At 55.1% G+C, this 18,904-nt stretch carries 20 protein-coding genes; 1 reads left to right on the top strand and 19 read right to left on the bottom strand.

The features are described 5' to 3' along the window. Positions 1–16: 16 nt before the first annotated feature. The 15 genes from ccoS to SCT_RS09975 all read right to left on the bottom strand — a co-directional run bounded on the left by ccoS (position 17) and on the right by SCT_RS09975 (position 13,900). Positions 17–205: a cbb3-type cytochrome oxidase assembly protein CcoS gene (ccoS, locus tag SCT_RS10040; protein WP_059422412.1), complete on the bottom strand. Its 189-nt coding sequence runs from the start codon at positions 203–205 to the stop codon at positions 17–19. A 17-nt stretch (positions 206–222) separates the two neighbouring features. Beyond that, a complete protein-coding gene (locus SCT_RS10035) occupies positions 223–2,634 on the bottom strand; it encodes a heavy metal translocating P-type ATPase (protein WP_059422411.1) in 2,412 nt (803 codons plus the stop codon). A gap of 3 nt (positions 2,635–2,637) precedes the next feature. Beyond that, positions 2,638–3,423, bottom strand: a complete 786-nt coding sequence (locus tag SCT_RS10030) for a FixH family protein (protein ID WP_059422409.1) — start codon at positions 3,421–3,423, stop codon at positions 2,638–2,640. 4 nt (positions 3,424–3,427) lie between these two features. Next, a complete protein-coding gene (gene ccoG, locus SCT_RS10025) occupies positions 3,428–4,873 on the bottom strand; it encodes a cytochrome c oxidase accessory protein CcoG (RefSeq protein WP_082098286.1) in 1,446 nt (481 codons plus the stop codon). 167 nt (positions 4,874–5,040) lie between these two features. Continuing rightward, positions 5,041–5,970: a cytochrome-c oxidase, cbb3-type subunit III gene (gene ccoP / locus SCT_RS10020; RefSeq protein ID WP_059422403.1), complete on the bottom strand. Its 930-nt coding sequence runs from the start codon at positions 5,968–5,970 to the stop codon at positions 5,041–5,043. A gap of 23 nt (positions 5,971–5,993) precedes the next feature. Further along, a complete protein-coding gene (locus tag SCT_RS16790; RefSeq protein WP_082098285.1) occupies positions 5,994–6,155 on the bottom strand; it encodes a cbb3-type cytochrome c oxidase subunit 3 in 162 nt (53 codons plus the stop codon). A 13-nt stretch (positions 6,156–6,168) separates the two neighbouring features. After that, on the bottom strand, positions 6,169–6,921 hold the full coding sequence (ccoO, locus tag SCT_RS10015; protein WP_059422402.1) for a cytochrome-c oxidase, cbb3-type subunit II: 753 nt from the start codon (positions 6,919–6,921) through the stop codon (positions 6,169–6,171). Positions 6,922–6,988: 67 nt separating this feature from the next. After that, the gene (gene ccoN, locus SCT_RS10010) at positions 6,989–8,422 is read right to left on the bottom strand and encodes a cytochrome-c oxidase, cbb3-type subunit I (protein ID WP_059422401.1); all 1,434 of its coding nucleotides are present in this window, start codon (positions 8,420–8,422) and stop codon (positions 6,989–6,991) included. A gap of 233 nt (positions 8,423–8,655) precedes the next feature. Further along, on the bottom strand, positions 8,656–9,354 hold the full coding sequence (fnr, locus tag SCT_RS10005) for a fumarate/nitrate reduction transcriptional regulator Fnr (protein ID WP_237759656.1): 699 nt from the start codon (positions 9,352–9,354) through the stop codon (positions 8,656–8,658). 56 nt (positions 9,355–9,410) lie between these two features. Continuing rightward, positions 9,411–10,028, bottom strand: coding sequence for an SCO family protein (locus SCT_RS10000; RefSeq protein WP_202812142.1), 618 nt, complete (start codon positions 10,026–10,028; stop codon positions 9,411–9,413). Continuing rightward, entirely contained in the window at positions 10,029–10,502 is a 474-nt protein-coding gene (locus tag SCT_RS09995) for an Rrf2 family transcriptional regulator (RefSeq protein ID WP_059422399.1), read from the bottom strand. It lies immediately after the preceding gene. A 73-nt stretch (positions 10,503–10,575) separates the two neighbouring features. Further along, entirely contained in the window at positions 10,576–11,568 is a 993-nt protein-coding gene (locus SCT_RS09990; protein ID WP_059422398.1) for a heme A synthase, read from the bottom strand. Between the two features lie 18 nt (positions 11,569–11,586). Further along, positions 11,587–12,489, bottom strand: coding sequence for a heme o synthase (gene cyoE, locus SCT_RS09985; protein ID WP_059422397.1), 903 nt, complete (start codon positions 12,487–12,489; stop codon positions 11,587–11,589). Positions 12,490–12,540: 51 nt separating this feature from the next. Then, positions 12,541–13,176: an SCO family protein gene (locus SCT_RS09980; RefSeq protein WP_059422395.1), complete on the bottom strand. Its 636-nt coding sequence runs from the start codon at positions 13,174–13,176 to the stop codon at positions 12,541–12,543. Beyond that, positions 13,154–13,900, bottom strand: coding sequence for an SURF1 family protein (locus tag SCT_RS09975; protein ID WP_237759655.1), 747 nt, complete (start codon positions 13,898–13,900; stop codon positions 13,154–13,156). The genes SCT_RS09980 and SCT_RS09975 overlap by 23 nt, the downstream gene beginning before the upstream one ends. Positions 13,901–13,951: 51 nt before the next feature. On the opposite strand from SCT_RS09975, the gene SCT_RS09970 reads away from it, so the two are divergent. Next, entirely contained in the window at positions 13,952–14,155 is a 204-nt protein-coding gene (locus SCT_RS09970) for a twin transmembrane helix small protein (protein ID WP_059422393.1), read from the top strand. Between the two features lie 31 nt (positions 14,156–14,186). Here the strand turns inward: SCT_RS09970 and SCT_RS09965 are convergent, their stop codons facing one another. The 4 genes from SCT_RS09965 to coxB all read right to left on the bottom strand — a co-directional run bounded on the left by SCT_RS09965 (position 14,187) and on the right by coxB (position 18,533). Beyond that, positions 14,187–15,032, bottom strand: coding sequence for a cytochrome c oxidase subunit 3 (locus tag SCT_RS09965; protein ID WP_059422392.1), 846 nt, complete (start codon positions 15,030–15,032; stop codon positions 14,187–14,189). A 28-nt stretch (positions 15,033–15,060) separates the two neighbouring features. Continuing rightward, on the bottom strand, positions 15,061–15,600 hold the full coding sequence (locus SCT_RS09960) for a cytochrome c oxidase assembly protein (protein WP_059422389.1): 540 nt from the start codon (positions 15,598–15,600) through the stop codon (positions 15,061–15,063). A gap of 135 nt (positions 15,601–15,735) precedes the next feature. Then, a complete protein-coding gene (locus SCT_RS09955) occupies positions 15,736–17,334 on the bottom strand; it encodes a cytochrome c oxidase subunit 1 (protein ID WP_059422385.1) in 1,599 nt (532 codons plus the stop codon). Between the two features lie 32 nt (positions 17,335–17,366). Beyond that, positions 17,367–18,533 (bottom strand): cytochrome c oxidase subunit II, encoded by a 1,167-nt coding sequence (gene coxB / locus SCT_RS09950; protein WP_059422383.1) that lies wholly within the window; start codon positions 18,531–18,533, stop codon positions 17,367–17,369. Positions 18,534–18,904 lie beyond the last annotated feature (371 nt).

Here is an 18,904-nt window from a genome sequence, read left to right as displayed (position 1 = left end):
AACCCGCTACGTCAACTTATCGCTTCTTCGGTCGCGAATCGGCATAGCGCGGAATACGGGGATCATCATCATCCATCAGGATGCGCTGGGCAGGGCCTTCCATGTCCTCGAACTGGCCATTCTTGATCGCCCAGAAAATACCGATCCCGGCGACGATAATCATCACCACGGTCATGCCCAGCAAATAGATCAGTATCGGTGTCATACTTTAAATATCCTCAATCAGCGCAGACGCAACGCATTCAACACCACCACCAGCGAGCTCGTCGACATGCCGATGGAGGCCAGCCACGGCGGTATCATGCCGACAGCAGCAAAGGGCAACGCAAGCAAATTGTAAACGACTGCCCAAGCGAAATTCTGTCGCATCACGGCAATGCTCGCATGCCCAGTCTGCAGGGCGCGCTGAATATCCAGCAGATTTTCCGTCAATAATACGATGTCGCTGCTGGCCCGCGCAACTTGGGTGCCGCCGCCCATGGCGATGGACACGTCGGCCCCGGCCAGAACCGGCGCATCATTGACGCCGTCACCCACCATGGCTACGACATGGCCTCGCTGCTGAAGTTCGCGCAGCGCCTTGAGTTTGTCTTCCGGCCGCAATGCGGCCTGCCAGGATTCGATGCCGGCCTCGGCGGCAACGTGGGCTACCGCGTCGGCGGCATCGCCGCTCAGGATAGTGACCTGCACCCCTGCTGCCTGGAGCTGTTCGACCAACTCGCGGGCCTGTGGCCTGAGGCCATCTGAAAGCACGAAAACCGCCATGGCGCGCCGCTCGTCACACAACCACACCAGGGTTGCGCCTTGCGGCAGATCACTTGGCAGAGCGACCGGCTCGAACCCAGCCAAAGCGGCATTGCCCAGGGTATAACGCGCACCGGCAATGCAGCCGCTGACTCCATTGCCCGGCAGGTTCTGCGCTTCCTGAACTGCAATCAAATCCGTGCCGGCGACCCGGCTTAGAAAACTTTGTGCCAGCGGATGCTCCGAAGCCTGTTCCAGGCTGGCCGCGAGCAACAGGCAGCGATCTTCGCCCACGTCAGAAAATGTGACGGTGCGTTGCAGCACCGGCTTGCCGTAGGTAAGGGTACCGGTCTTGTCGAAGACCACATGGTTGACCTTGGCCAGAGTTTCCAGGGCGTGCCCGCGCGTCAACAATATACCGTGCCGCAGCAAGTGCGATCCGGCAGCGGCAAAAGCCGTGGGCGCGGCGAGCGACAATGCGCATGGGCAAGTCACCACCAGCACCGCCAACATGATTCCGAATGCCTGCCCCGGTTCTAGCCACCACCAAGTGGCGCCGACTATTGCCGTCAGAATCAGCAGACCAACCGTGAAATGCCCTGCCACTCTATCGGCAAGCTGCGCCAGGCGCGGCTTCTCCGCCACCGCCCGGTCGAGCAGACGGACGATACCCGCCAGCACGGTGTTTTCACCCACCCCCGTCACGCGCAGCAGCAGTGGCCCTTCCAGATTAATGCTGCCGGCGATCACCAGCGCCCCGGCGCGTTTCGGCACCGGACGGCTCTCGCCGGTCAACAGCGCCTCGTCCACCGTACTTTCGCCTTCGATCACCTCGGCATCGGCGGCTATGGACTCGCCCGGCTTGGTCAGTATGGTGTCGCCCTCGTTCAGATCCAGCACAGGCACAGGCTGGTGCTGACCACCATCTAATACCTTGGTAGCCATTGCAGGCGCGAGCTTGAGCAAGTTTTCCGCCGCTTCGACCGACTTTTCCTGGGCCCCGTGTTCAAGAAAACGGCTGGAAAGCAGGAACAGGCTGAACATTGTAATGGCGTCGTAATACACCACACCGTGGCCCTGTAGCGTAGACCAGGCGCTGCCGACAAAAGCGCCGATCACGGCCAGTGTCACCGGCACATCCATGTTCAGACGCTTCCCGATCACAGCATTCCAGGCGCTCTGGTAAAACGGCAAAGCGGCATAAAACACCACCGGCAGCGTCAAAATCAGGCTGAAATAGCGCAACAGCGCAGCCGTGCTGTCCTCCATGCCGAATGCAGCGCCGGCGTACAGCGCCACTGCCAGCATCATCACCTGGCCAGAGGATAAGCCGGCAATGGCGATTCGGCGCAGATCTTTTGCCCGCCTCTTCCGGCGCAGGCTTTCCTGGCGCTCGGCGCTGTAGGGATGAGCGTTGTAGCCGAGCAACTGGATTTCTTCGAGGATCTTGCTGAGATGAATAACCTGGTCGTTCCAGGTGATGCGGGCTCGGTGGGTAGCGTAGTTGACCTGAACCTGCAGCACGCCCGGCAACTGCTTGAGGTGACGCTCGTTGAGCCAGATGCAGGCGGCGCAGGTAATGCCTTCGAGGATCAGGGAGGCTTCCTTGACTTGCTCGCCTTCTTGCCTGACAAAGCTTTTCTGTATGCCAGGGTGGTCGTAAAGCGCCAGCTTCTGCACTTCCTCCGGCACCACTTCATGGCCAACACCGGGCAATGCGGTGCGATGCCGGTAATAATCGGTCAGCCCGTTGTCGACGATGGTCTGCGCCACTGCCTGGCAGCCGCGGCAACACATCTCGTGCGATTCGCCTTCAATGATTACGGGGTAATGCGCGCTAGCCGGAACTGGCAGGGCGCAGTGGTAACACGTCTTTTCGGCGCCACTCATTAGTTAGAATGCCGGAACGATAATCTCTTTTGCCGTTTCGAACTTGTCCTGGCCACGCTCAATCAGTAGCACCGCCACCCACTGGCCTGGCCGATCCATGCCGACCAGTGCATGGTAGCGTCCCGGCGCAAAAGAGCTCAAATTAGTTGATTTCCCCATATCCGAACCGTCGGCGGGGTGCTTGATGGTGAGCGTCACGATTGCACCTTCGAGCGGCTGCTGCGCACTGTCGCTGGCACTCACGGTCACCTCACTGGCCTGGCCGAGCTTGATCTGGTCGAGCCCGGCAACCTCGATCTGCCAGCCAAGCTGGCGTTGCCGCAAGGATTTCTTCATGTACTGACTGACAACCTTGGCCGCCGCCTCATCATGCGGGACCTCTCCGGAAAAAGCGGTATAAACTGGCTTGTCTCCTGCATTAGGCATGACCCATTTGGCAATCGACGGCGGCAGGCCGCTTATAGAAATCGAGACGAATGCTGCCATCAACAGCGCCAGCGTCAGAAAGAAGCCGACAATAATCTTCGGAATCCAGTGCATCCGCTGACGCGGCGCCCCTACCTTTCGATCTCCTGTCAGAGTCAGGACGATCGCCGTGGCAACGTACAGCGCCAGATGCAATGCCACCACATCGCCGCCGGGCCAATGACTCAGGCTGTAGAACATAATCGCCAGAGTCGGCAACGCACCGCTGATCACGCCGCGCCAGTAGTTGGAAACGCCAGCCAGGCGCAGGCCAAAATACAACAGAGCGATTAGCGCGGCCCCCCCGAACAAGGTCACTGTCATCTATTTATCTTTCATGTTTGGCGTAAAAGCGGACTTTCTTTATGACTTCCTGTTCCGGTTTTTTCAGAGGAGTAATGACGAATTCGATTTCACTCACCTGGCTCACCATAGCCGGGGGAAGCTTGACGTTCGCCAGCACCATCAAACTCTTGCCCTGGCGCACGCTGACCTCGCGCATCTCTCCCAAGTCCACGTCACCCTCCGGAATCCCTCGCACACTGATGCGGTAATCCTGCACGTCCTGCGACTTGTTGGTAATGTGTATCTGGTAGCGATTGCGGATATCACCGTTCGACAACACCACAAACAGCGGCTGACGCACCGGCTGGATGGAGAGCTCAATCTCGGAACGCGAGGCGATATTGTATACCAGCACACCCACCATCACGAGTATTGCCGCGCCATAGCCCAAGGTGCGCAACCGCAGCCAGTCCAGATTCGGCTTGCCCGGATTCTTGCTTTCGATGTTGATTTCCGAATCGTATCGGATCAAATTACGGGGGTAACCGACCGAATCCATTATGTTGTTGCAGGCGTCTACACACAACCCGCAGGAAATGCACTGGTATTGCAGCCCTTTGCGAATGTCGATACCCGCCGGACACACCTGCACGCAAAAACCGCAATCGATGCAATCGCCGATTCCCTGGGCCTGTCGATCCTCGCGAGTCTTGGTGCCTGCACGCGGTACGGCTCGCCCTGCCGTACCCTCACCGCGCTGGAAGTCATAGTAGGGCGCCAAGGTTTCCGGCTCGTACATCACGCCCTGAAAACGCGCGTAGGGGCACATGTAAATGCATACCTGCTCGCGCGCCAGTGCAGCCGCCACGTAGGTGGTCACGGTCAAAATCAACACGGTGAAATAGGCAACAAAAGGCAGGTCAGCAGTGAAGAAACGTCGAGTCAGCTCTGGCGCATAACCGTAGTACATGATGAAGCTGTAGGCGGTAAGGAAGGCCAGAAGCAGCCACAAGCCATGTGTGGCACCATACTTGGCCGCCTTCTCCATGTTCCATGGCTGCTTGTAAAGACGAATGCGGGCAGGGCGTTCACCCTGAACCCAGCGTTCGATAAACATGAAAGCATCCGTCCACAGCGTCTGGAAGCAAAAATAACCGCAGAATGCCCTCCCTACCAGTCCGGTTGCGAAGAACAACAGAGCTGCGGCGATGAACATTAGCAGTGAGAGAGAGATCAGATCCTGCGGATAGAACACCAAGTCGAAGATGAAGAAGCGGCGCCCCACCATGTCGAACAACACGGCCTGCGCAGGCGCATCATGGCGCGCCCAAGGCAACCAGGGCAAGAGAAAATAGACGGTATATGCCAGCACCAGCACGGATGTCTTAAAGGTACGAAAAGAACCTTTAACCGACCGGGTGAATATCGGAATCCGCTTCTGAAATAACTCTTCGGAGTTTTCACCTGTTTGCAAGTTTTGTACTTTCACAATGCTCTCCTGACCACTCAGGTCTTTCGGCCAGCAATTCTCAAAAATGTTCCACCTAGATCGGTAGAATATATTTATATACTAATGTTTTTTGCGCGAGTAAGGCTTCGTAAACAAAAAGACCCCGTCCACATGGCCGGGGTCCATACGTTCACAGCGAACGCGTTTTACTTATTGCTGCCGCCGCCGAGCACATCGTGCACGTAAACCGTCAGCAGCTTGATCTGGTCAGCGCTGAGACGGCTATTCCAGGCAGGCATCACACCTTTGTTCAGACCGGAGGTGATCACCGCCTTGACCACGGCAACTTTCTTGTCTGCACTGTCCTGGGCAGGCACGTCAGCCCACAACCAGATCTTGTCGGTCAGGTTGGCCGAGCCGATGTCCTTGTTGCCCTTACCGTCCGCACCGTGACAAGCGAGACAGGTCGCCTTGCCATGGAACAATTCGTCGCCGGCTTTGGCCTTGGCGGCATCCATAGGCTCGCCCGACAGGCTCAGCACATAGTTGGCGAGACTCTCGATTTCGCCCTCATTCAGGTCAGCACCACCCTTGGCCGGCATGATGCCGTGACGACCGTTAGCGATGGATGCCTGGATCTTGTCGTGAGTGCCACCATAAATCCAGTCGTCATCGGTCAGATTGGGGGCGAATGCCATCTTGCCCTGCCCGCCACTCTGGTGACAAGCGGCACAGTTGTCAGAGAACAGCACTTTGCCGGCGGATGCCACGAAGTTGGATAACTCCGGATCCTTGGAAATCTGCTCGTAGGGTGTGGCCGCGACCTTGTCGAAGTAAGGTTTCTGCTTTTCACGGGCATCCTGCAGATCTTTCATCAGCAGGGCACGGGTACTCCAGTGCGTGGTTTTCTCCACACCCTTGTCATTCTTGTAGGTGATGGTAGCAATGCCGGTGGTAAAGCCCTTGCCCAGCGGCCAAGCCGGGTAGGCGACCCAGTACACCACCGAGAAAATGATGGTGGCATAGAATGCCCACAGCCACCAGGCGGGCAACGGATTGTTGAGCTCCTGCAAATCGCCGTCCCAGACGTGGCCGGTGGTTTGCACTTTACTCGATTGCGAGTTTCCCTGACTCATGATTAGTTCCTTTGCGTCAATATTTAATCGTCTTGGAGCGGCATGTTCTTGTAAGATTCCAGGCGCTCGCCGCGCTTCTTGTTGCCAAACACGTAGAACAGGATGGCGCAAAAAGTGATGAAGAAAATCAGCAGCGATATCGGTTTGGTATTTTCAAACCGGGTAAACCACATCAGCCATTCCATAGCGCTCTCCCGTTTAGCGGAATTTAACGAAGTTGTCGTTGTCCAGTTTGCTGAAGTCAACCATCGTGCCCAGCACCTGCAGGTAGGCCACCAGCGCGTCCATTTCGGTCACATCAGCAGCGTTGCCGTCATACTTTCCGGTTTGTGCCTGTTCGATCAGGTTTTTCTGCGCATCGGGGATGTGCAACTGTTTCGCCACATCCGCGCCGAATTCCTTGACATTGTTGTCAAACTCGGCCTTGTTGACGGAATATGGCACTCCGGTCACTCGCAACGCCGTCATGCGGTCAGCCACGTCGGATGTATCCAGGGCAGTAGTCAGCAACCAAGGGTAATTCGGCATCACTGACTCGGGAACCATCGAGCGCGGTGCGATCAAGTGCTGCACCTGCCACTCATTGGAGTATTTCTTGCCAACTCGTGCCAAGTCCGGGCCTGTGCGCTTGGAGCCCCACTGGAACGGATGGTCATACTGCGATTCAGCCGCCAGAGAGTAATGGCCGTAGCGCATGGATTCGTCGCGGAACGGACGTATCATCTGCGAATGACACAGGTAGCAACCCTCGCGGACGTAGATGTCACGACCGCGCTGCTCCAATGGGCTATAGGGACGAACCATCTTGATGCCATCGGCGTTTCTCACATCCTCGACGGTACCCTTGATGAAGAATAGCGGCACGATTTCAACCAGACCGCCGATACTGATGGCGAACATCGTCAGCACCAGCATCAGCCCAAGATTTTTTTCAATTTTTCCGTGATCCATGATGATCTTTCCTTATGCATTAGTGATGCCCCGCGCCGCGGAGCATCGTCTCTTAACCCGAGTCCCGTTACGCTGCGCTCGCTGCCAAACCACCGGCAGGCATGCTCTTCGCCTGGCGTATGGTCATGAAGCAGTTGTACAGCATCAGCAACATGCCGGTCAGGAACACAGCGCCGCCCAAGGCACGCATGGCGTAGTAGGGATGCATGGCGGCAACGGACTCGGCGAAGGAATACTGCAGGTTGCCGTAATCGTCATAGGCACGCCACATCAGTCCCTGCATGATGCCGGAAATCCACATCGCGGTGATGTACAACAGGGTGCCGATGGTTGCCAGCCAGAAATGCACGTTGATCAGCTTGGCACTGTGCATCTTGGTATCCCACAGGCGGGGCAGCATGTGATAGATGGCGCCGAAGGAAATCATCGCCACCCAGCCCAGTGCGCCGGAGTGAACATGGCCGATGGTCCAGTCGGTATAGTGAGACAGGGCGTTGACGTCTTTCAGGGACATCATCGGACCTTCGAAAGTGGACATACCGTAGAACGACAGTGCCACAATCAGGAAGCGCATGATCGGGTCGGTACGCAGCTTGTCCCAGGCACCAGACATGGTCATGATGCCGTTGATCATCCCACCCCAGGAAGGCATCAGCAGCATGATGGAGAAAGTCGCCGCCAGGGTGGAAGTCCAGTCCGGAATCGCAGTCCAGTGCAGGTGATGAGATCCGGCCCACATGTACATGAAGATCAGCGCCCAGAAGTGGACGATGGACAGGCGATAGGAGTAGATCGGACGCCCTGCCTGCTTGGGCACGAAGTAATACATCATGCCGAGAAAGGCAGCAGTGAGGAAGAAACCCACTGCGTTATGTCCGTACCACCACTGGGTCATCGCATCCTGCGCGCCGGCGAACAGCGGGTAGGACTTGGTCAAACTCACCGGGATCGCCAGGTTGTTGAAGATGTGCAGCAGGGCGGTGGCCAGGATGAAGGATAGGTAGAACCAGTTGGCCACATAAATATGGGGCTCCTTGCGCTTCATGATGGTACCGATGTAGACAATGGCATAGGTCACCCAAACTACGGCGATCAGCAGGTCAACCGGCCATTCCATTTCCGCGTATTCGCGGCCTTGGCTATAACCCATCACATCGCCCAGCGCGGCCAACACGATGATCGCCTGCCAGCCCCAGAAGGTGAAGCTGGCCATGCCATTGGAAATCAGACGGGCCTGGCAGGTGCGCTGCACAATGTAGTAAGAAGTGGCGAACAGCGCGCTGCCGCCAAAGCCGAAGATCACGGCACCGGTATGAACCGGGCGCAAACGGCCAAAGGTGATGTAGGGAATATCAAAATTCAGAAATGGCCACGCCAATTCCGAGGCGATAAACACCCCCACCAGCATACCCACCGCGCCCCAGATCAGGGCCATGATGGTGAATTTGCGAACAATGTCGTAATTGTATTGCTCGCCGCTCCCTATCGCAACCGATGCCATAACTCTCTCCTTGTAAACAAAACCTGCCCACGTCCGGCCCTCATTGCATTCAGACCGATACGCGATATTCAATGCGCTGCGCCAAAAAACACGCTTTCCAGCCATTTGGCGCAATGGTGCGTAATATAACCGCAAACGCGCCGACTTTCACTGACATACGTCAACCAAACATCAATTAATCAATACCTGCGTATCCTATTAAGCAGACGGAACGCCGCGAATTTGAATGCGGCTCAGCCGCGAGCGATGGACGTGAGACGATCCTGATCGAGCAATTGAACCCGCCTTCGCTCAGTAGCTATCAGGCCGTCATCCTGAAAACGGGTGAACACGCGGCATACGGTTTCCTCGGCCATACCGAGGTAATTACCGATATCACTACGCGACATGCTCAAATTGAATTGAGAGGGGGAATAACTGCGTTTCTGAAAGCGACGTGAAAGGCTTAATAAAAAGGTGGCAAGGCGCTCATCGGCATTTTTCTTGCCCAGTAGCAACATCAACTCCTGGTTATCGAGAATTTCCTGACTCAGTATCTTGAGCATCTGCTGGCGGATGGAAGGGACTTCCGCACTGTATGCTTCCAGCACGTCGATAGGCACCTCACACACCATGGTGGTTTCCAGCGCCCGCGCCTCGCTCATGTACTGATTGGTGACAATGGCACCCAAGCCGAGAACTTCGCCAGTTATATGGAATCCGGTAATCTGAACCCGTCCGTCATTGGTCAACACGTATGACTTGATTGAGCCGCAACGGATCGCGTAGACGGCGCGCAAAGGCTCACCGATCCGGTAAAGCAGCTCGCCACGCTTGAAAACCTTGCGATTTCTGACTATCGTTTCCAGAAGACGCAGATCTACGTCGGGGCCGTTAACCTCGCGGCACAAACCATAAATCCCGCAATCTTTGCAGGTAACCGGGGAGCACACTTCTGGTTCCGCTACACGCGGCGCTGGCCGTCTCGGCATCATTCCTGCAACCGCAGTCACGGTTTCTCACCCAGAAGCAGTTTCACATCATGAAGGATAGACACCAGTTCGGCATCGTGATTGATCAGCACGCGCAGGCGACCTTGAGTATCGAAGCCATAAACACCCGCACTGTGATCCAGCAGGTAGCCCGCCGCGGAGCCAGAATCATGTTTGGCATAAGTCACCTTGAACTCCTTGGCGGTTCCGGCGATTGCGGATTCATCGCCGTACAGGGCCAGAAAATCTTTATGAAAATAAGTAACGAATTTCGCCAATTTTTCTGGCGTATCGCGCGCCGGGTCCAGCGTTACAAACAATACCTGGACTCGCCCCGCATCGCTGCCCAGCCGTTTCTGCACCATGGCCAACCCTGACAGCGTGGTTAGACATACATCAGGACAATTAGTATAGCCAAAAAAAATCAATACCGCCTTGCCCTTGAAATCGGACAGCGTGCGCGTCTTGCCATAATGGTCGACAAGGCGGAAATCCCTGGCGAAATCAGCGCCGGTAATATCAGTTGCAACAAATGGCTCGACCGGGATGCTGTTGTCGGCACAACCGGACAACAATGCCAGCATGCAAGCTACTGCCGCAACCCACAAGCCAAATCGTTCGATAACGGGGCGCAATTATATCCCCTTCTGGCCTATTTCATCCATCATCGCCATCGGCAAATCACAAATGCGATACCTCCCGCTTTGTACTGCTATGGCCAAACGATCAAGTGTCTGCTCATGCAGCAGCGCAACAATTTTTTCCTTGATCGGCTTCCATTTCGCATGCACCGGGCAGGCTGTTTCGTCGCTGCAAATCTTCAGCCCCAAAACACAATTCTCGGTAAAGCCGACCCCTTCAATCAGGGTGATGATCTGCATCAGATCGGTCTTCTCTCCGCCTTCGCGCAAACAGAATCCCCCCTGGCGACCACGATAGGAATAAAGCAGATTCCCCCGGCACAGACTTTGCATGATTTTGGCCAGATAGGCCGTTGGAACGCCGAGATATTCAGAAACCTTGCGGTTCAGAATCGGTTCACCCGGGGGCCGTGTTGCAATATAAATAAGGGCCTGGATGGCATATTGGCTGGTACGGGATAAAATCATGGCCTTGATCCTAAATAATCGTTACAAAAAATTATATAACTTATAGGTCTGAATATCCTAATATTGTTCAATATTATACCGCTTGATCTCTGCCCAGGCTTAGCCGGAAATTCAGCATCACCATGGCGCCCAGCAACAGCGCCGCAACGCCATTATGAGCAACTGCAACCGGCAGCGGCAAATTTAACATGACATTCGAAATACCCAGCGCGATCTGCGTGAGCAACAGAGCTATAACAATCCATGCAACGCCCCGCAAGCTACGGATGCGCATCACCCGGAAAGCGAGCCCCCCTGCGTACAGGAGAATCAGGTAAGCACCAAGGCGATGTACCCAGTGTATTGCAGTCATTCCTTCGCGGGGCAGAAAATCACCGTCGGCTGTCATGCCCAGTTCCCTGACTAACCCGAACGCGTGGGAAAAATCCATTTCCGGCCACCAGACGCCATTGCATTGCGGAAACCCGGCACAGGCCAGCGCGGCGTAATTCGAACTCACCCACCCCCCCAGCGCAATTTGCAAAAAGACCAGCAGCAGCCCCAGCCCAGCCCACCCGCGCAAGCTCCCGACCAATCCCTGATCCATTCTGTATCTGCCGGAAAACTGGCGCATGGCCAGCCAGACAAGTAGCGCCAGCGTCATCATGCCACCCAGCAGATGCGCACTGACAATAAACGGCTTAAGTCGCTCCGTGACCGTCCACATGCCAAGCAAAGCCTGAAATATCACCAGCCCTGCCAACATGGCCGGCAGCACCGGGGACTGGGCAAGCAGATCGCGTTTACGCCAGGCCCATACCGCAATGATCGCTATCAGCAAGCCCAGGGTGCCGGCAAAATAGCGATGAGTCATTTCCTTCCATGCCTTGTGCGTCGACACGGGCCCATACGGGAGAATCGCTACCGCCTGAGCAATCTCATCAGCCGCGTGATGAGGTGATATCCTGCCATAGCATCCGGGCCAGTCCGGGCAACCTAAACCCGCATCGGAAAGCCTCACGTACGCCCCCAGCACAACTACGCACAGAGCAAGAAGCGTCGTCAGTAGGACAAGTTTTTTATACATGGAGAATACTGAGTAGTCTTATGCCAACCTGATAAAATGATCAACCAGCAGAACGGCAAACAACGCTGTCAGATAGAAAATGGAATAACTGAACGTCTTTTTTGCCAGCGCGTCGCTATAAGTGCGATACAGCTTGACGGAATAGTAGAGAAAACCGACATCCAGTGCAGCCGCTCCCACCAGATAGAGGTAACCGCTCATGCCTATGGTGAAAGGCATAAGACTCACTGTCACCAGAATGATCGTGTAAAGCAGGATATGCAGCCGGGTGAACTCCTCCCCATGAGTAATCGGCAGCATGGGCAGTCCGGATTTGGCATATTCATTCCTGCGATAAAGCGCAAGCGCCCAGAAATGCGGTGGGGTCCAGGAGAAAATAATCAGGAACAGGATCAGCGCTTCGGGGGGGATCGAATTGCTAACCGCAGCCCAGCCCAGTATCGGTGGCATCGCGCCGGAAGCCCCTCCGATGACGATATTCAGCGGCGTAGCCGGCTTCAGGAAAACAGTGTAAATAACGGCGTAGCCAAAAAAAGTCCCCAGTGTCAGCCACATCGTCAATGGATTGACCAACCCGTAAAGCAGGGCTAGTCCCAGTGTGCCAAGAAGAGTGGCAAACACCAGCGTTTGCAGTGAGGTGACCTGCCCAGCTGGCAGGGGACGGCCGCGCGTGCGTGCCATCCGCGCATCGATTTTTTGCTCGATCAGGCAATTGAACGCAGCCGCAGCACCGGTCACCATTGCAATCCCCAGCGTCGCCACCAGCAAAATCGGCAGAGAAACCATGCCTGGCGAGCCAAGGAACATTCCGATCACCGCCGTAAACACAACCAGTGCAGTCACCCTTGGCTTGCACATCAGATAAAAACTTTGGCAACAGCATGCAGCCTGCTGCAAAACCATGGTGGCGCTCATGTTCATGCTATCCCCTTCTCATCCTTGATCTTGCCAGTTCGTCGCAACGCTGTGCGGCTACCCTATCCACGAATATTTCAACAGCCGGGTCAAGTCCTTGAGCATGCCGCCGGGATCAGTGCCTGGCGGGTATCGCATGATCAAGTTTCCGAGCGGATCAACCAGATAAATGCCCTGCTGCTCTGCCGGTTGCCCCGCATCAATTCCAAAACTATGCAACACTTCCGCCAGAGCCTTCTTTTCCCCTGTCCACACCCACATCTCGGGATAGTCGGCCAATTTTGCCTTCAACCTTTTCGTAGCGCCCATATCGGTCGCAATAAAAACCCGTTGCACCCGGCCAATCTCCTTGGCTTGGGCCGCATGTACCTGGCGCATGGTGTAAATATTCTTCATGCACTCTTCCGAACAGGATGAGGCGCCAAAGTGCACCATGAGCCATTTTCCGCGCAGCTCGCTGAAATTCGCCGGCTTGCCATCCAGGGTTTGCAGTGACCGGCCTTCTACCGGCCGCGCCGGCTGTATCAATTCGCCATGATTCCCGCTGCTGGAGGGTCGCCATCCAGTCAGATACAACGACGTGGCCACAACCACCGGCAACACGAACAACAGCATGAGCATGACAAAAACCCAACTGTTTGCAGGGGCCACTTTCGCCACCCGATTATTTTCATGCATGATCATGGTCGTCATTTGCCGCTTTCCTGACACTTGTCACCAGATAGAACACCACCAACACCACAGCCATCCCGTACCACTGCAAAGCGTAGCCGCGATGCACCTCGATCCGCGCATCCGGCCGCGGCCACTCACGCACATAGCCGCCCGCAGTGCTTGCCGGATCAAGCCGGATCACCAATGGCTGCAACGGAAACGGCGCCGCATCCGTATAGCGTTTAAAATCCAGGTTTTGCCAAACTTTCTGCCAGCCACTCCGTAAATCCTCCGGCTTTTCCAATTCGAAAAATTTACCGGACGGCACGACCGCATAACCGCTCACTTCCACCACACCCTGCGGCACCTCGGTCTCAGGCAATACATTTCTGTCCCGGCCAACCGGAACCCAGCCACGGTTGACCAGCACACGCATATTTCCACCCTCGATATGCAGAGGGGTAAGGACATGGTATCCCGCCATCTCATCGTGAACCTGATTATCCAGCAGGATTTGATAAGCTGTTTCATAACGACCGCGAGCGACCACCCTGCTGTAACGAACGGCCACCGGATCCAGAGGGTGTGCGCCCACTTGCAGAGACGAACCCTTTTCACGCTGATCATAGGTTTCCTGCAACGCCTGCTTCAGCTCTGCCTTACGGGCCTGCCACTGTCCCAAGCTGATCAGGGCCGGCAACAGCAGCAACGTTGCCAGGGTCGGCATCAGCTTCGGCCGAAACCGTAAGGGATTTGTTTGCATAATCCGGCACCGGGTTGCATAATTTCAGACGACAATTTATGAAAGATTCATATGTTTATCAAAATCGGAATTATCATCCTGCTCGTCTTGATCGTCGCCAGCCTGTTCAGCGCCTTAACTTTTCTTTACAAGGACAAGGGGCAAGGCGAACGAACCGCCAGAGCACTCACAATCCGTGTTTCGCTTTCCATCCTGCTCTTTGTTTTATTAATGCTCGGGTTTTACTTCGGCGTCATTCCCGAGCGGGGCTTATAGCCTTTCGGCCACAAGCCCGCTCTTCTCCAACTTACAGCCAGTAAACCAGCACGAACAGCAACAGCCACACCACGTCCACAAAGTGCCAATACCAGGCCACGCCTTCGAAGCCGAAGTGTGAATCCGGCTTGAAATGGCCCTTCATCGAGCGGAACAGGATCACGATCAACATGATCGTTCCCAGCGTGACGTGAAAACCGTGGAAACCCGTCAGCATGAAGAACGTTGCGCCATACACCCCAGCGCCCATGGTCAGGCCGAGTTCGGTATAGGCATGGTGGTATTCGTAAGCCTGCAGGGTCAGGAAAGAAATGCCTAAGGCAACGGTCAGAAATAATCCGGCAATCAGTTGGGTGCGGTTGTTTTTAAGCAAACCCCAATGCGCCCAGGTCACCGTCGCGCCAGATGTCAGCAGGATCATCGTATTGATCGCCGGGATACCCCAGGCGCCCATCGGCGTAAAGGCTTTACCGCCCGGACCGGCCCCGCTGATTGGCCACGCCCCGGCATACCCCGGCCAGAGAGACTGGGTATCGAGCAGCGAGGGAACGGAAAATTCGCGCACGTAGAAAAGAGCACCGAAAAAAGCCGCAAAGAACATGACTTCCGATGCAATGAACCAGACCATTCCCCAGCGGAAGGAGTGATCTTCCCATTTATGGTAGCGCCCGCCTTCGCTTTCCCCGATGACCGTCCCAAACCAGCCGAACAGGACATAAAGAATCAACAGAAATCCGGCCAGCATGGACCACTGTCCGATTGCGATAGAATTTATCTTGAGGATAAATCCAAGAGCCAGCAGGAATATGCCTCCCGACACCATAATGGGATAGCGACTCGGCTCTGGTACATAATAATGCCCCTGCGTTTCGGTCATTTTTTACTCTCCTCCATCAGACAAATAACTACGATCCCTTTACTGCCGGGAAAAATGCATAGGACAGCGTGACAGTTCCGACCTCTTTTGAAAGTTCTGGACTAATAATAAATGTCAGCCCCATTTCTTTCTCAGCACCCGGTTCCAGGGCCTGCTGCTTGAAACAGAAACAATCCAGCTTGACGAAGTGCTGCGCCGCTTGACCAGGGGTAATGCTGGGCACAGCCTGACCGACTATGGTCTGGTTGGTCGGGTTTTTTGCATAATAGCTGACCCGGGTAATCTCGCCGGGATGCACCCGCATGCTGGCCACCTTCGGATAAAACGCCCAACTCAGGCCCGGCATGACCGTGCCGGTAAACTGCACCGTCACCCAACGCGATTTATCCACCTTGACCGCTGCCGGCCTCGCGCGCTCCGCGTTGGTCTTGCCATTCAGGCCGGTCGCCTCGCAAAGCACGTTATACAAAGGCACCAGGGCGAACCCGAATGCCAGCGCGACTACTGCTCCAGCGCCCAGCTTCAGCGCCAAGCGCTTGTTGGCTTGCCGTAGCTCTTCGCCGTTCACTTGGCTCTCAGGTAGTAGATCATAAAAACGAAAACAGCGGCCGAGACAACGCCCAGGACCCAGGCCAGTCTCGTGTTAGCTTGTTGCTGGCGGAGCTTCTCGTCGTTCTGATTTTCGTTATTCATCCAAATACCCTCACTTCACTACCGGCTGAGTGGTGAAACTATGGTAGGGCGGGGGCGAAGGAAGTGTGAATTCCAGCCCCTTCGCTCCTTCCCATACCCTGTCACTCGCTTTTTCGCCACCGCGCGCGCACTTGATAATGATGTACACGAACAACAGTTGCGACAGCCCCAATGCGAAAGCGCCTAGCGACGAGATCATGTTGAACTCGGTGAACTGCAACGCGTAATCCGGAATTCGGCGCGGCATACCGGCCAGACCCAGGAAGAACTGAGGTATGAAAGTGAGATTAAAGGAAATAGCGGTCAGCCAGAAATGCGTCTTGCCTAATTTTTCATCGTACATGTGCCCAGTAAATTTGGGCAGCCAGAAGTAAACACCCGCCATCGCACCCATGATGCCACCGGCAAACAGAGTGTAGTGGAAGTGTGCCACTACGAAGTAGGAGTGATGGTACTGGGCATCTGCCGCAACGTCTGCGAGCACCAGTCCGGTCAAGCCGCCAATACCGAACAGAATAACGAAGCCGAGAGCAAACAGCATCGGGGTTTCGAATGTCATGGAACCGCGCCAGATAGTGGCGATCCAGCAGAAAAACAGCACCGCCAGAGGCAACGAAATCGCCATGGTGCTGTACATGAAGTAGAGCAATGCCGGGATGGGCATACCGACAGTAAAGAAGTGATGTGCCCACACGATAACCGACATGATCCCGATCGCCCAGAATGAGTAAACCTGCGCTTTGTGGCCATAAATCGGCTTGCGGGCGAAGGCCGAAAGAATGTGCGGCATAAACCCCCAGATCGGCAGCAACAGGATATACACTTCCGGATGCCCGAAGAACCAGAACAGATGCTGAAACAGGATGGGGTCGCCACCGCCGGCCGCATCAAAGAAATGGGTATCGAAATGACGGTCGGTCAGCAACATCGTGACCGCGCCAGCCAGAACCGGAATCGTGGCAATCAGCAGGAATGCGGTAATCAGCCAGGCCCAGACGAACAATGGCATTTTCATCATGGTCATGCCGGGAGCGCGCATATTGAGGATCGTCACGACCACGTTGATGGAGGCCAGAATCGAAGAGATACCCAGCAGATGGATGGAGAAAATGGCGAAATCGACACCCATCCCACCTTGCACTGAGAGCGGCGCGTACAGCGTCCACCCCGTCGCTACCGCGCCGGTACCCACTCCGAACAAAGCCAGAATAAACGGCATCACCAGCAATGTTGCCGCAGGCGGCAGCAGCCAGAAACTCCAGTTATTCAGGCGTGGCAATGCCATGTCCGGCGCGCCTATCATCATCGGGATCAGCCAGTTTGCCATCCCGGTAGCAACCGGCATCAGCGCGGCAAAAATCATGATCAGCGCATGCACGCCGATCAGCTGGTTGAAAAACTCCGGCTTCATCAACTGCATGCCGGGCTGAAACAGCTCAGCCCGCACCCCCATAATCATCATGCCTCCGACCAGGAACATGATCAGAGCGAAAATCATGTACATCGTGCCGATATCCTTGTGATTGGTTGTAAACAACCAGCGCTTGATACCGCTCGGATGACCATGATCGTGATGATCGTCGTGTGTAGAAACTGTAGCTGTCGTCATAGTTCGCTCCTTACATTTCCCTGATTGATTGGTTAGCGCAACGCCTTGACCTGCGCTGGCTGAACCATGTCGCCCATCTTGTTGCCGAATGAATTGCGCTCGAATGTCACCACCGAGGCAATTTCCGCATCTGAAAGCATCGTCTTGAATACCTGCATGGCGGTGCCTAGTTTGCCGTTCATGACGCGATCCAGGTGCCCGTCCTTAATCAAATGTCCGCCTGCATCCAGCATTGGGCCGTTGATTAGCTTGCTACCAGCCAGAGCGGGGAAAGTTGGCGGCAGACCTTGGCCGTTGGCCTGGTGGCAAACAACACACTGTTTGCCATACACCTCGGCGCCCAACTTCATCAGATCATCCTTGCCCCACTGTTTTTCTGCACTTGCGGCGGCGCTTGCCAGCTTGGCCTTTTGCTGATCCACCCACACTTTGTAATCAGCCTCAGAGACTGCTTCCACCACGATAGGCATAAATCCGTGGCCCTTGCCGCACAATTCGGCGCATTGCCCACGGTAGATACCCGGCTTCTCGATCCTTGCCCAGGTTTCCCGCATAAAACCCGGAATTGCATCACGCTTCGCGCCAAACTGCGGGATCCACCAGGTATGAATCACGTCGGTCGAAGTCAGCAGTATCCGTACCTTCTTGTTGACGGGCAGCACAACGTGGTTGTCCACATCCAGCAAGTAATGCTCGCCCTTGGCTTCCTTGTTATAAATCTGTCCTTCTGGTGTGGTTATCGTGCTGACGAATTTGATGCCTTCGGCCGGATATTCGTACTGCCATTTCCATTGACTACCGGTCACCTTCAGCACCATATCGGCATCGGTTTTGGTGTCTTCCATCATGACGACGCTGTGGAAGGCGGGTATGCCCATCACGACAAAATCGATGAAGAGCAGTAGCGCAAACGGGACCAAAGTCCAGATTACCTGTGACTTAGTGCTGGGGCCTGTGAAATTGGCCGGCTGATGGCCTTTGCTTTTGCGGTGTGTGAAGATGGAATAAATCATGATGGCCAGCACCACCAGAAAGATGGCGATGCTGATCAGCATGAATTCGTTGTGCACATGCAGCGTATCGCGCGCCAGCGGCGTCACCGGCTCAGGGAAATTCCAGGCGTATTCCGCATGGACCAGTCCTGAGCTGAAAATGGCCGCGAGCCCTGCCCATGATGCAAATAATTTTTTATATGCCATGCCTCTCCCCTGTTGATCCCAATATAAACCCTGAAACCCGCGCCATTTTTTTCCAAGGAAATTACTGCGGCGACTTCCTTTTATGACTAGTAAAAAATGACAATTAAGAATTAGAAAACAAGCTCCTGGGGAGAAGAAGCATGCCGTTGGCAGTAATATTCATTCCGCCAAGATCAGGTGGCACGCGATAGTTTTGATATCACAACCCGCTCTCGAGCGACGATCTGACCGATAACTGGTTCTCAACCAAGACCTCCCCAAGCAACTATTTCTTATTTTTTGTACCGGCAGCAGGTAGTACAGTAAATTCAAGTCAAATTTAACATGTGTCACAACCGCATGACAAGCAGGAAATCCACATAACCACTTGA

Source organism: Sulfuricella sp. T08, assembly GCF_000971475.1.
Classification (GTDB): domain Bacteria; phylum Pseudomonadota; class Gammaproteobacteria; order Burkholderiales; family Sulfuricellaceae; genus Sulfuricella.
This window is presented reverse-complemented; position numbering and strand designations above follow the sequence as displayed.